The organism is Collinsella sp. CLA-AA-H167, from assembly GCF_040095305.1.
Taxonomy (GTDB): Bacteria; Actinomycetota; Coriobacteriia; order Coriobacteriales; family Coriobacteriaceae; genus Collinsella.
Map to the genome: position 1 here is coordinate 1 of NZ_JBBNGA010000018.1, position 14109 is coordinate 14109.

10 protein-coding genes and 1 pseudogene are annotated in these 14109 nt (G+C 59.4%); 5 read left to right on the plus strand and 6 right to left on the minus strand.

What is annotated here, in order from left to right:
• Positions 1–427 precede the first annotated feature (427 nt).
• Together AAAT03_RS09475 and AAAT03_RS09480 are read right to left on the minus strand one after the other, a co-directional pair.
• Positions 428–856 carry a hydrogenase maturation nickel metallochaperone HypA gene (locus tag AAAT03_RS09475; RefSeq protein ID WP_349103205.1) on the minus strand — a complete coding sequence of 143 codons (429 nt, stop codon included), beginning with the start codon at positions 854–856 and terminating at the stop codon, positions 428–430.
• A 34-nt stretch (positions 857–890) separates the two neighbouring features.
• A complete protein-coding gene (locus tag AAAT03_RS09480; RefSeq protein ID WP_349103206.1) occupies positions 891–3668 on the minus strand; it encodes an FAD-dependent oxidoreductase in 2778 nt (925 codons plus the stop codon).
• Positions 3669–3856: 188 nt separating this feature from the next.
• On the opposite strand from AAAT03_RS09480, the gene AAAT03_RS09485 reads away from it, so the two are divergent.
• The 4 genes and pseudogenes from AAAT03_RS09485 (at position 3857) to AAAT03_RS09500 (ending at position 7340) form a co-directional block, all read left to right on the plus strand.
• Positions 3857–4519 carry a TetR/AcrR family transcriptional regulator gene (locus AAAT03_RS09485; protein WP_161194618.1) on the plus strand — a complete coding sequence of 221 codons (663 nt, stop codon included), beginning with the start codon at positions 3857–3859 and terminating at the stop codon, positions 4517–4519.
• Positions 4520–4636: 117 nt separating this feature from the next.
• Positions 4637–4714, plus strand: a pseudogene (locus AAAT03_RS09490) (hypothetical protein); the annotation flags it as partial.
• Between the two features lie 62 nt (positions 4715–4776).
• Positions 4777–5589 carry a DUF5692 family protein gene (locus AAAT03_RS09495; RefSeq protein ID WP_349103207.1) on the plus strand — a complete coding sequence of 271 codons (813 nt, stop codon included), beginning with the start codon at positions 4777–4779 and terminating at the stop codon, positions 5587–5589.
• A gap of 254 nt (positions 5590–5843) precedes the next feature.
• A complete protein-coding gene (locus tag AAAT03_RS09500; RefSeq protein WP_349103208.1) occupies positions 5844–7340 on the plus strand; it encodes a hypothetical protein in 1497 nt (498 codons plus the stop codon).
• A 73-nt stretch (positions 7341–7413) separates the two neighbouring features.
• Here the strand turns inward: AAAT03_RS09500 and AAAT03_RS09505 are convergent, their stop codons facing one another.
• From AAAT03_RS09505 to AAAT03_RS09520, 4 genes are all read right to left on the minus strand, one after another.
• Positions 7414–8766 (minus strand): ATP-binding protein, encoded by a 1353-nt coding sequence (locus AAAT03_RS09505; protein ID WP_349103209.1) that lies wholly within the window; start codon positions 8764–8766, stop codon positions 7414–7416.
• A 207-nt stretch (positions 8767–8973) separates the two neighbouring features.
• Positions 8974–9168: a hypothetical protein gene (locus tag AAAT03_RS09510; protein ID WP_232049598.1), complete on the minus strand. Its 195-nt coding sequence runs from the start codon at positions 9166–9168 to the stop codon at positions 8974–8976.
• A 131-nt stretch (positions 9169–9299) separates the two neighbouring features.
• Positions 9300–11927, minus strand: a complete 2628-nt coding sequence (gene clpB / locus AAAT03_RS09515) for an ATP-dependent chaperone ClpB (RefSeq protein WP_349103210.1) — start codon at positions 11925–11927, stop codon at positions 9300–9302.
• 445 nt (positions 11928–12372) lie between these two features.
• The gene (locus tag AAAT03_RS09520) at positions 12373–13044 is read right to left on the minus strand and encodes a hypothetical protein (RefSeq protein ID WP_349103211.1); all 672 of its coding nucleotides are present in this window, start codon (positions 13042–13044) and stop codon (positions 12373–12375) included.
• A gap of 234 nt (positions 13045–13278) precedes the next feature.
• Here AAAT03_RS09520 and AAAT03_RS09525 point away from each other — a divergent pair, with 234 nt between their 5' ends.
• Entirely contained in the window at positions 13279–13947 is a 669-nt protein-coding gene (locus AAAT03_RS09525) for a hypothetical protein (RefSeq protein ID WP_117583635.1), read from the plus strand.
• Positions 13948–14109: the final 162 nt, after the last annotated feature.

The following is a 14109-nucleotide window of genomic DNA, read 5'->3' on the forward strand; positions in this document are numbered from 1 at the left end:
CCTCCATAGCCTCTCCACCTGCGGAAACGAGGCGATAGCCAGGTGCCGGGGGCTATTTCCGCGTTGCGCTAGCTGCGGAAACGCGGGGTCCGTTCAGACTGTTGCGTTGAGATTGAAAATCAACCTATTTGTTTAAACGTCTTGTTTTGTTACAAGCTGATTACATTCCAGTATTTTGGCTGATTTGCTGCTGAGGATTGATAGCTGATCTATTTACATGACCGAATTGAGCACGCTGTTCATTATTGCCGGTTTTAAACAGACACAAATGTGCTCGGGTTGAGGCTATTTCGTTTAAACAGATGGTGCTTGACTAATGGTAAGGAATATGCTCTAGGAAAGTAGTCGTTGGGGACGTTTCTAAATGACTAGTCATTGGGGACGTTCTTTTACGACTAGTCGTTTAAGAACGTCCCCAATGTCTAAGTTAGGCGATATGGAGGGGGTTGGCGGCGTCGACGGCATCGGGGGCGTCGGAGAGGTCGCCAGGAGCAGTGTCTGCCGGGTCCTCGTCGGGGGTCTCGATCTGCTTGATCATGACCTCCTGGCCCTGCAACAGGTATGTCTCGCCGCTGCCGCAATGGGGGCAGGTCTTGCCGTGCTCGACCGTCGCGTAGTCGCAGCCGCACGCCTCGCAATGCGTCACGGCCTCGACGGGCTCCACGATAAGCTCCGAGCCCTCGGTGATAGGCTTTTTATCCGCTGCCCAGCGCCAAGCGTCGAGCAGCAAGTCGGGAACGACGCCCGAGACCTCGCCCAACAGCAACGTCACGCTCGAAACGCGACTTACGCCGTTGGCGCGAGCCACATTCTCGACATCGCGAATGATGTGATACACGATTCCGAGCTCGTGCACTTTTAATTCCTTCCGCCGTTCCCGTTATGACTACTTACTTGCGACCGAATTTGATCTTGATGGCGCGCTTGAGTGCGTACTTGCCCAGGCTGGGAAGCTTTTGCTCGTATTTGACCATCGTGGAGCACTCGGGGCGGTCGCGATCCAGGTGGATGGCATCGAAGGCGCACTTGGTGGTGCACAGGCCGCAGCCGATGCACTTGTTGGGGTCGACGATCGAGACGCCGCAGCCCAGGCAGCGGGCGGTCTCGGCGCGCACCTGTTCCTCGGTAAAGGTCTCGACGTACTCGCTAAACGGCGCGGCCTTCTCGCGCTCGCGGTCCACGTGGGCAACCTCGCGGCTCGCGTTGTCATAGCTCTCAATCACAACATCGTCGCGGTCGAGCGCGGTGTAGCGGCGCTGGTTGCGGCCGATGGTGAGCGTGGAGCCCGGCTGCACAAAGCGATGGATGGACACAGCGGCCTCGTGACCGGCGGCGATGGCGTCGATGGCAAAGCTGGGGCCGGTGTAGACGTCGCCGCCCACAAAGATGTCGGGCTCAGCGGTCTGGTACGTCTGCGGATCGGCAAGGGCACCCTGGCCGCGGCCAAGCTCCACCTTGGAGCCAGCCAGCAGGTCGCCCCACACAATGGACTGGCCAATCGACATGACGACGCGGTCGGCATCGACACGACGCAGGTCGTTCTCGTCGTACTCGGGCGCAAAACGGCCCTCGTCGTCAAAGACGCGCGTGCAGCGCTTGAAGGTGATGCCGCACACACGACCGGTCTCGTCCAGGTGAACCTCCTTGGGACCCCAGCCGCAGCTGATGTGAGCACCATCCTCGATGGCCTCGCGACGCTCCTCCTCGCTGGCGGGCATCTGAGCCTCGCTCTCCAGGCAGAACATCTCAACATGCTCGGAGCCCAGACGGCAGGCGTTGCGCGCGACATCGATGGCCACGTTGCCGCCGCCCACCACGATGGTGCGGCCGGGCAGCGCGTTGATCTTGCCACTGTTGACCTCGCGCAAAAAGTCGACAGCCACCGTCACATCCTCGGCATCCTCGCCCGGAATGCCGGCAAGGCGTCCGCCCTGGCAGCCGATGGCAACATAGAAGGCCTTAAAGCCCTGCTCGCGCAGCTCGTCGAGCGTCACATCGCGGCCGACCTCCGCGCCATAGCGGAACTCGGCACCCATCAGGCGAATAACCTCGACCTCGGCCTCGATAACGTCCTTTTCCAGCTTAAAGCTGGGAATACCGTAGGTGAGCATGCCACCAGGGCGCTCGTTCTTCTCGAACACGACGGGCTTATAGCCCTTCTCGGCCAGATAGAAGGCACAGGACAGGCCGGCCGGACCGGCACCGATGATGGCGATCTTCTGGTCGAAGCCGCCGGCGCGCGTCGGCGTCACCACAGGCGGGACATAGCGGGTCGCGGCATCCAGATCGCGCTGGGCGATAAACTTCTTGACTTCGTCGATAGCCACGGCGGCGTCCACACGGCCGCGGGTGCAAGCATCCTCACAGCGGCGGTTGCACACACGGCCGCAGATAGCGGGCAGCGGGTTCTCGCGCTTAATGAGTGCTAGGGCCTCGTCATAGCGACCCTGAGCCGCGAGCTTCAAATAGCCCTGAACGGCAACATGCGCGGGGCAGGCCGTCTTGCAGGGAGCGGTGCCGGACTCATGCGTCTCGATGCGGTTGTCGTTGCGGTAGTTGGGCGACCACTTGGTGTGGTCCCACTTGGTGGCATCGGGCAGCTCCTGACGCGGATACTCGGGCACCTGTCCGCCGGCCTTTTTGCTGCAGAGCTTCTGGCCGAGCTTGGCTGCACCAGCCGGGCACACCTCAACGCAGCGACCGCAGGCCACGCACTTGTCCTTCTCGACCTTGGCGACATAGGCCGAGCGCGACAGGTTGGGTGTGTTGAACAGCTGCGAGGTGCGCAGGGCGTAGCACACGTTAACGTTGCAGTTGCAGATGGCGAAAATCTTGTTCTCGCCGTCAATGTTGGTGATCTGGTGCACAAAGCCGTTGTCCTCGGCCTGGCGCAAGATGTCGTAAACCTCATCGCGGGTCACGTAATGGCCACGATCGGTCTCGACCACGTAGTCGGCCATATCGCCCACGGCGATGCACCAATCTGCCGGGTCGTCGGCGCAGCCCTCACCCATCACGCGACGGCTCGCGCGGCAGCTGCAGGTGCTAGCGGCATACTTACCTTCGTATTTGTCGAGCCAATGCTCGATATGCTCGATCGGCACCGAGGTGCTCGCGGCATCGATGGCCTTCTCGACCGGAATGACATGCATGCCGATGCCGGCACCGCCGGGCGGCACCATCGGCGTGGCCTTGGACAGCGGTCCCTTGGACGCCTGCTCAAAGAACTTGGCATAGACCGGATGCTCCTCGAGCTGGCTCACGCGCATGTTGAGGAACTCGGCGGAACCCGGCACCAGCATGGGCAGCACCCACTGCTTGGCGCGCTCGGGGTTTTCCCAGTTGTACTCGAGCAGACCCGTGTAGCTCATGTCGTCGAGCATTTTTTCGATATCGGCCTCGGGCATGCCGGTGAGCTTGACCATCTCGGGCAGCGTATAGGGACGGCGCATCTTCATCTTGCAGAGCACTTCGGCCTGCTCGTCGGTTGCGGCCTCGGCAAACGACCAGTACTCGTAGCCCAGCAGCTCGTCGCGGTGCAGCAGGCGGTTGGTGCAGTGCTCACACAGTTTGACGATGGCCTCGCGCGGATGCTCCGGTATCGGCGGCACGAACTCCGCGCCGATATCGGGCTCGGTATAGCTAATCCCCGGTCCGTTGAGAATCATAGTCGTCCCTTCTCTTGCCACAGCCCGGCGAGACCGCGGCGCCCCTCTTTGTACGGGTTCGACATGCCCCCATGCCGTTCACCCGCTATTGTTGACATTGTGTCAAAAACAGTATTGACGAACCGTCAACAATATTCAAGACTGTTAGGCGAACGGTCGGGCCCAAACGGATGAAAGGCGGCAAACGCATGAGCGATAACACGGCAAACATCTCTGTGGCTGATGCCGTCCTCGCGTCCGACAGCACGGCAAAGCGCCTGACGGGCGACGAACGCCGTCGCGAGATCCTCGATGCCGTGCGCACCGTAAGCTCCGAGCTGGGCGTGTCCCACCTATCGGTATCGGCCGTGACCAAGCGAGCCGGCTGCACGCGCTCGCTGTTCTACCACTACTTCGCCGACATGGACGCCGCCGTCACCGCCGTTATGGACGAGGCGATCGACGGCTTTATCGCCGAGCTCGAGCAGTGGAACGCCAGCCGCGCGGTTGGTGACATCGAAGGCGCACTCGACACCGTCGCTCCGCTCTTTAAGCGCCTGGTCGTGAGCGGCCACGAGTTGCCGAGCACGCTTACCTCAAGCAGCGGCGCGCTCTACGGTGGCTTTCTGCACAACGTGGTCCAGCGCGTGGCGCAATACATTTGCGACACCACCGTGGTGGACTTTGTCGCCCATCATGAGCTGCGCATCGACCATGTCTACGAGACGTTCTACACCCTCATCATGGGACTGTTGATGTATATCCGCACGCACCCCGATGTGCCCGACGAGACAGTCAAGGAAATCATCGCCTCGACGCTCCATATCGAGGGCTATACCGCCAAGTATCCGGAGCGCAAGCCCCAGAACTGACGACATTTGGCCAAACTGCCCGCGATCGGAAGAGGGGCCGCGGGCGTGTGAAAGGAGAGCAGCATGCTGTTCGATGTTTGGGGTAGCGATACCCTTATCCACTGGGCCGGCTGGGCCATGGTCTTTATTGGCCTGATCGTGCTCAACGAGGTCGGCCGCCGCACCAAGCTGGGCGCGGCCATCATCTTTGGCGTGGCTCCGCTGGCCATGACCATCTACTGCGTCGCCATCGCCATCGGCGTCTCGCAGGGTGCCGAGTGGGCGCTCACCAACCCACCCATGTGTACCAGAACAGCTGGTTCCACTACGCCAAGGTCTACGCGGCGTTGGCCGGTTGCTGGGGCTTCATCGCCATTAAGTATCAGTGGGGCAAGATCGGCAAGGCGCACTGGTTCCGCGCGTGGCCGTTTGTGATCGTCGCCATCAACATCATGATCGCCGTCGTGTCCGACTTTGAGAGCGCCTATCACTTCTTTGTCCTGGGCGAGTCCACCTGGGTCACCTCCGAAGGTGCTACGCAGCTGGCCGGCTGGAACAACGTGTTCAACGGCATCGCCGGTATCATCAACATCTTCTGCATGACCGGTTGGTGGAGCGTCTACGCCTCCGAGGATCAGACCGACATGCTGTGGCCCGACATGACCTGGGTCTACATCATCGCCTACGATATCTGGAACTTCTGCTACACCTACAACTGCTTGCCCACCCACTCCTGGTTCTGCGGCTTTGCACTGCTGCTGGCGCCCACCGTCGCCGCCTTTATCTGGAACAAGGGCGGCTGGATCCAGAACCGTGCCTTTACGCTGGCTATTTGGTGCATGTTTGCCCAGGTATTCCCGTACTTCCAGGAGGAGTCCATCTTTGTGACCCACTCCACGCTCGACCCCGGCGCCGCTACCGCGGTCTCGATCGCCGCGCTGGTCGCCAACGTCGCCGCGATCATCTACATCGTCTACCGTGCCAAGAAGCTCGGCCGCAATCCCTACAAGCAGGACGTCTTTGAGGGCACCAGCGATTGGGAGAAGGCTACCGCTCGCCGCGCCAAGGTTGATTACGCGCACGCCGAGTAACATGTTTATTCCGTCCACATTTGAATGTAGGCAAACTTAGCCGATACCGCAATCGCGCGTCATGCGCAGCCCCGGAAAGCGATTCGCCCGCTTTCCGGGGCTTTTTGTTGTTGCGCGCATTCACGCACATATTCCATTCGCACACACATTCAAAACCTCTCGCACAGATAAAATCAGATTTCCGATCGCCTGACAGCTCTATATGACCTTGTTTTTGGGTACATTGTTGTCCCGATATTGAGCTTGGGGGATATATGAAAGATGAGACGATGGGCCAAGAGGATGCGAACCAAGATGCAGAAGCTTGCGCTGAGGCCTTGGAGAGCTTAGACCGGATTTCACTCGATGAGATTGCGTTTGACGATTCGGGCGTTGGTGTGCAGGATGAGCCGGAAGCCGAGGCGCAGTCCGATGATCAGGATGCAGACGACGTTGAGCCTGCCAAAGATGAGGCAGGTCACGAAGACACCGAAAGCGAGGCCGGCAATCAGCTCGAATCCGACACGGGCGAGGAAACCGTCTTGCTCGACAGCTTGCCGGCCGAGGATTCGCTGACCCGCGAGCTTCCTGGCCTGGGTTCCGCACCAGCCGTGGACGAGACCATCGCCATGGGCGATATTCCCCTGCCGTCCGTTCCCTCGGCACGCGAGGCCGAGGTTCGCCATCGCAAGATGTCGCCCAAGCGCCGCAATCTGATGGTCGCCGGTGTCGTGGCCGTCGCGCTCGTCGCCGGTGGTGCAGGCTATGCTGCCTGGAACGGATATCAGCAAGAGCAGGCTGCCGCTGTCGCCGCCAATGCCCACACGATGATGTCGGTGCAGATTGGCGTACATGCCGCGGGGCTCGACTGTTCCACCGGCTCCAAGATTCCCGTACAGGTAAGTGGCCAGGATTCTGACGAATCCTCCGTAAGCGAAACACTCTATGTTGACGAGCACGGCCGTGGCATCAAACTACTACCCGGTGACTACACGCTCTCCATCGCTGCCTCCCCCATCGCGGCCGACGGCACCATCTATACCGTCCCGACCACCAAGACGCAGGTCACCGTTAAGAGCGATGGACAGGATTTAAGTGCCCAGGTCACCTTTAAGCTCAAGGTGCCTTCGGCCGACACGGTAACCGACGACCAGATCGATGCCGCCGCCAAATATGCCGAGGAGGGAGGCGCGAGCTCCTCCGCCACCGCCAAGGTGCTCCAGCAGGCGGCAACCGCGCGGCGCGACGCCGCCGTCAATGCCGTGAGCGCGCAAAAGGCACAGGCGGCCCGTGATGCCGACGCCCGTCACAAGGCAACCGACCTCTACCAGCTCGATATCCCCGTCGAGTGGTACGGCAAGGTCGAGACTTGGCAAAATGGCAGCACGCTATGCATCTATCTTGCCGGCGACAGCGATACGCCGATTGTGACGCTCGTCGCGGTGCGCGAGGGCGAGAGCTTTACGCCCGATGAAGGCGATACGGTTTTGGGTGCGGCCAACCTAGGCAACGGTTATACCGTCTACGCCAGCGGCCCCGCCTATCCGTACGTGGTGCCCCAGACCATCAACGGACGGACGCAGAATCCCGTGTCGACCTACCCCATGGACACGGCCATTGAGCTTGTCGAGCTCACGACCGGCAACCGCTACACCTATAGCCAGATCAAGAACGTACTGGTCGGCAAAGACGGCAAGGCCGACGCTGCCACCAAACTCGAGACCGACTACCTCGCCCAGATTCTCCTGCCGAGCATCAAGGCCCAGGACTAGCCGAGCGCATCATGGTACTCCCCAACCGTGATGAAGGGGCCAGGAGGTCCTGGCCCCACAGATCCGTAGATGATTAGGCAAGGAGCCACTTCCATGCAGGCACAGCGTGTACCACACCGTGTTCACATGGAATATCGGCCTGTTCATCCATAGTAACGATTACCGACTCGCCAAGATCAAACTGGGCCATCGAGGCATCGAGGGCTGCAATTTCACGTTCGCGCGTTTTCTCGCTTGCCATATCCACACTCACCTGAGTCAGGCTATAAGCCTGCATGAGCAGTGCATCCCCAGCCACAAAGTCAACCTCATGGCTTTTATTCTTATCTTTAATCAGCAGGCGGCAAACCGAACCGGGCCGCACGGCGGGGGTCCTTCTTCTGAGCGCATTGAACACCGCGGTCTCGAGCCTCTGACCATGATCCAATGCCGATGCGGGGGAGAACGCTCCGAACATCGCAGGATCGACGGCGTAGACCTTAGACGCAGACCGCGTATTATTTGCAAGCGAACGCGTGAACTCCGGCACCGAAAACAGCAGGTAGGCGTCCTCGTAATACTCAAGTAAGTCGCTGAGCGTATTTCGACTGACGGATATCTGTCTGCTCTTGAACTCGTTGTACACTTTGTTCACTGACAGCTCTCGTCCCGAAGATGCCATGCACCGCGCCAGAAACAGCGAGGCCAAACGGGGGTTCTTGACGTCGTAACGTTCAACGACGTCCATGGCGACCGTTCGCGACGCATATTCCTGTAGCAGCTGAATCGCGTCTGCGGGCGTCTGCTCAAGTGTCGCGATGAATCCCCCTCGCTCGAGATATCCGACCAGATGGTGTCGGAGCAACGCTGCAGCGCTTGAGGAGAAGGGCGCGTTCGACTCAGGAACGCCCCCCGTCTTATATCGGACGTATTCCGAAAAACTCAACGGAAAAAGCTCTCGCACAAGAGAACGGCCCCTGAACTCGCTCTTAAGTTCTGAGGACAGCATCTTAGAAGAAGATCCCGTCACGTAAACGGTCGCCTTCTCCGTATCGACCACGCGTCGCAGAAACGCACCCCATTCGGGTATTTCCTGGATCTCGTCAAAGAAAAGGTAGGCGCCCTCGCCTCGAGCAGCAGGATATAGTGCATAGAATGTATCGAGCACGTCCGCTAGTAGCGATGGCTCATACGGACGCAAGCGCTCATCCTCAAAATTGAAATATAGCATCCGGTCAAGCTCGACGCCTTGGCCCTGAAGCCGCCGTATCTCCTGATACAGGCGATACGTCTTTCCACAACGACGGGCGCCCACAATCACATATACGATGTTGTCGCGCTTTGGCTCCTGCGGGTTGCCCAGATCAAGGTCGCGCTCAAAGACCTGAGGAATCCCCTGTTGCTCAAAGTCCTTTATTTTTTGAGCCACCAAGTCGTTGAATGCCATAATTCTCCAATCTTGCTCTCCTGCTAATCAAGATTATAACGATTCTTGATTAGCAGGAGAGCAAGATTATGCGTATCTTGATTAATGGATAAGCAAGTTTTCTATTAGTGGCCCCTCCCGGAGGATATCGAGCGGCCGAGGGGGCAGGCATGAACGCCTCTAGCCGAAAACAAAGTAGCTAAAAAAGCCCCGTCCCAAATGAGCTACTTAACGCCAGGGGTCGGCTTCGAAGAGGGGCTCGCGCTCGGGGCGACGATCGCTATAAGGATCGTAGCCGTCGTCATCCTCGTTCTCGGCACGGATATAGGGGTCGCGCGGCTTGGGCGCCGGTTTAGGCGCAGGCTTAGGTGCGGCGGGTGCGGCATCGGTCGCCGGCGTGTTCGTCTTGTTCTTGTCTGTCATCTGCATAGCTCCTTGCCATGTACTCACGTTCAACACCATCGATTGTCGCACGAAAAAGGGCGGCGGACCCGATTGGATCCGCCGCCCTTGGCGTTTTGCGATGAGGGGCGGTTTTAAAGCCGGCCCAAAATCTACTCGGCGTCGGGGACTTCGTAGGTGGCCGCCGGCGTGTTGTCGCACACGACGGTAAAGCCGCCGTCCTTGTCGACATCGACCGTCACCTGATCGCCCTCGCGCACCGTACCGTCGATGATAGCGGCGGCAATGGCATCCACGACCTCGCGCTGCACGAGACGCTTGAGCGGACGGGCACCAAAGACCGGGTCCAGGCCGCCCACGGCGAGCATCTGCTTGGCCGCCGGGGTGATGGCCAGCGTCATGCGCTCCTTGGCCAGACGCGCGCGGACGTCGGCGAGCTGGATGTCGACGATCTTCTCGATCTGCGCCATGCCGAGCGGATGGAACACCACGATATCGTCGATACGGTTGAGGAACTCGGGGCGGAAGGTTTGAGCCATGGCCCCGTCAACCTGATGGCGCATCTCCTCCTCGTCCTTGCCGGACAGATCGGCGATAGCCTTGGAGCCCACGTTGGACGTCATGATGATAATCGTGTTCTTGAAGGACACCTGGCGACCCTGGCCATCGGTCAGACGGCCGTCATCAAGCACCTGCAACAGCACGTTGAAGACATCCGGATGAGCCTTCTCCATCTCGTCGAGCAAGATCACGGAGTACGGACGACGGCGCACGGCCTCGGTAAGCTGGCCGCCCTCGTCATAGCCCACGTATCCCGGGGGCGCACCGATCAGACGCTGGACGCTGAACTTCTCCATATACTCGGACATGTCGATACGCACGAGCGCGCGCTCGTCATCGAACAGGCACTCGGCCAGCGCCTTGGCGAGCTCGGTCTTGCCTACGCCGGTGGGGCCCAGGAAGAAGAAGCTGCCGATGGGCTTGTCTGGGTCGGAGAGACCCGCACGGCTGCGACGCACGGCCGCGGCTACAGCGGAGACGGCCTCGTCCTGACCGATAACGCGCTTATGCAGCTCGCCCTCCAAGCCCTTCAACTTGTCGAGCTCGCCCTGCATCATCTTGGACACGGGCACACCGGTCCAGGCGCTCACGACCTCGGCGATCTCGTCGGAGGTCACCTGTTCGTTGAGGCCCTCGCCGTCCTGCTGCTTTTGCGCCTCGAGCGCAGCCTCGGAATCCTGAATCTGCTGCTGCAGACCCGGGATCACAGAATAGCGAAGCTCGGACGCACGGCCCAGATCGCCGTTGCGCGTCGCGCGCTCCTCTTCGCTCTTGGCCGCGTCAAGCTGGCCCTTAAGCTCCTGCACGTGGTCGATGGCGTTCTTTTGGTTGAGCCAGCCGGCCTTTTGCACGTTGAGCTTTTCCTGGACTTCGGCAATCTCTTGGCGCAGAGCCTCCAAACGCTCCTTAGAGGCGTCGTCGGTCTCTTTCATGAGCGCCTGTTCCTCGATCTGCAGCTGGGTGAGCTGACGCGTGGTGGCGTCGATCTCGACCGGCATGCTGTCGAGCTCCATGCGCAGGCGGCTTGCGGCCTCATCGACCAGGTCGATGGCCTTGTCGGGCAGGAAGCGGTCGGCGATGTAGCGATCGGAGAGGTCGGCGGCAGCCACGAGCGCGCTATCGGTGATGTGCACGCCGTGGAAGATCTCGTACTTCTCCTTGAGGCCACGAAGGATCGAGATGGTGTCCTCGACGGAGGGCTCGGAGACCATTACGGTCTGGAAACGACGGGCGAGCGCCGCATCCTTCTCGATGTACTTGCGGTATTCGTCGAGCGTGGTCGCGCCGATCGCATGCAGGTCGCCACGGGCGAGCGCAGGCTTGAGGATGTTGCCGGCGTCCATAGAGCCCTCGGTGGCACCCGCACCCACGATGGTGTGGAGCTCATCGATAAACAGGATGACCTTGCCCTCGGATTTTTGCACTTCTTTGAGCACGGCCTTTAAGCGGTCCTCGAACTCGCCGCGGTACTTGGCGCCGGCGACCAGCGCGCTCATGTCGAGCTCGATGAGGTCGCGGTCGCGCAGGGTGCTCGGTACGTCGCCGGCCACGATTCGCTGAGCAATGCCCTCGACGATGGCCGTCTTGCCGACGCCCGGCTCGCCGATAAGCACGGGGTTGTTCTTGGTGCGGCGGGACAGAACCTGAATAGTACGACTGATCTCGTCGGTACGGCCGATGACCGGGTCGAGCTTGCCGGCGCGAGCCAGATCGCAGATGTTGCGACCGTACTGCTCCAACGCCTCAAACTGCGTCTTGTCCTCGGCAGACGTCACGCGGTCATCGCCGCGCAGTTCCTCGTAGACTTGCTCGATGCGCTCCTTGGTCACGCCGGCGTCACGCAGCACGCGACCCGCCTCACCCTTGTCCTCGGCAAGTGCCATCAGCAGATGCTCGGTCACCACAAAGCTGTCGCCCATCTTGGTGGCCTTTTTCTCGGCCTTCTCGATCACGCGAACGAGCCCGTTGGACAGGCCCATCTGCTGGCCCTCGCCCGACACCTTGGGCGCATGGTCGATGGCATCTTGTGTGGAGCGTGCGAGCTGAGCCGGGTCGGCACCGATGCGCTCGATGATCACGGAGATATTGCGCTCGCCGGCACCGAGCAGGGCAGACAGCAGGTGGATCGGCTCCACCGCGCCGGCCTGTGCATCGGCAGCCGTGCTCATGGCGGTCTGCAGCGCCTCGCGCGACGTCATTGCTAGCTTATCGATTCTCATGGAATCACCTCTCTTGGGGCGGCCGCCCTACGGGGCGGCTTCACGTTGTTCGAGAAGTATTGTTGCCAGCTTTACGCGATCTTATACACAAATCTAAGTCTCTATATATAAGATTTTCTGAGTGATTGATGGATAGGGGCAGGCACGCTCACCCACTGCGGCCTCGTCCCCTAACTATCTCGATCTGTAACATCTATCGACCGTTTCCGGCTCCAGATGTTATAGATCGAGACGAATTGTTCAGCGGCGCCCGTTTGTCTCAATCTGTAACATCTAGTCGGCAAATAGGGCTCTATCTGTTACAAATCGAGACGAACGAAGACACCTGAGTCGAAAATCTAAATCTGTAACACCAGGCCCACTTTTAGCGGCCAAGATGTTACAGATCGAGACAAACCGAGAACTACTACAAAGGGGACGGGTACCCTTGTGGTAGTCGCGGTCTCTACTCCTTCGCCGAACCCGTACTTCCCGATTCGACGGTCCAGGGCATCTCATCCTCGAACAGCCATGTACGGGCAGACCCGCTATCGCGTGCAGCCTGCGGGTCGGGCAAGCAGGTCTGTTCATAGGCATCCTGAATGCACTGACCCATAAAATCGTTGAGCTCGGTCTGGTTGCCCTCCATGACATAGGCGACATCACCGTCCAAGATGTAGATACCCGGCCCCTCATTGCCCTCGTAGCCAGGATCGTACGAAACATCACATAACTTGGCGCCATTCGCGGTGTCCAACTCGATGGACGAGCGGCATCCGCCAACCATGTCGTTCGCTTTTGCCCGATAGGACGCATATCCGTACCAACGCTTAAATGTTTTGCCCTTGAGTAGCTCGGACGCCCTATCGATCAGGCTTGTATCCGTGGTATAGCGCATGGCCCCAAGCTGAATACGCGGATAATTGCTAATACCCAGCACAGCCGGCTGCTCATCAAAATCAACGGTAATGGTCTCGGGCTTGTCGTCGCCGGTCAGAAGTTCGACAGATTGAGTCACAGGCTTGACCACCGGCTCCGTCACCGCAGCAGGTAGAAATGCCATACCGACAGCGCCCGCGCCAACCACAGCGATCGCAAGCGCCAAGACAATCAATCCAATACGGGCAGAACGGCTCACGGCAAAACACCCCACAATGCAAACCTTCGCCACCTGCACTAATGATACCGCCAGCTAACACTATTACCAAAAGAAGCCGCGCGCTCCTCACCACCACAAAGGGGACAGGCACCTTTGTGGTGGTTTTCGACGCTAACGGTCGACCATCTCGCGCAATGAGATTAAACTTGAATTGCTCTCTGAACATATCCATTTCTGCCTATCCTCAACAGATCTTTGTCTCGAGGAGCGCATATGAAGCCGCCTCATTCCACCGGTCGCAACGTCATCGCCATTCTCGCCATACCCATCGTGATGCTCTTCCTTATCGTCATCACGCCCTTTTCCCTTGGTATCACCTCGCCCTTCGATTTATGCGGAATGGTCGACGCCGGCTCGCGTGCCACCTCGCTCTCCTTTATCTGTCGCGGCGTGTTTTACGAAGATGGAATTCCCACCGGAAGTTGGCAGTCAAAGTTGCCACTGCTCGGTCAGATCGACGGATGCTCCCCCTATTTCTGCCTTGGACCTCAGACGCTAAACTATCTAATCGACGACCAGCCACTCGACTTCATCACCCTCGCCTACGACTACGCACCAAACACCGATGAGCGCCACATGAACCAAGTCCTCGACAAGATGCTTGGACAGTGCGGGCTCACCGAGGAGGCCGGTCGAACCATCTATAGCAACCAGAAATTAAAGCGAACAGAACTCCGCCGTGTCGGAAAAATCAAAGGGCGAAACGGGGCCGCCTACTGGGATGCCTGGGCAACACGCGACAAGGGCGAATTCGGACACAGCACCTATATGGTCACTGTCTACACCAAAGACGGAATTAAGGACAATGTTGACGATTTCGCGTCATCCAAACTCGGCATCCCCAAAACAACCAAACCCGCCAGCCCAGATGAAATTCTGTAGAGCCGCCCATTAACATGCCGCTCAACGATCACAACAGCATCGAGCTCGTCCCCACCACCACAAAGGTGCCTGCCCCCTTTGTGGTGGTTTTCAACAAAAAGAAGCCGCCCCGATAACAGAGGCGGCATCAAGCAAGTCTATTTATTAGCGTCCCTCAAGACC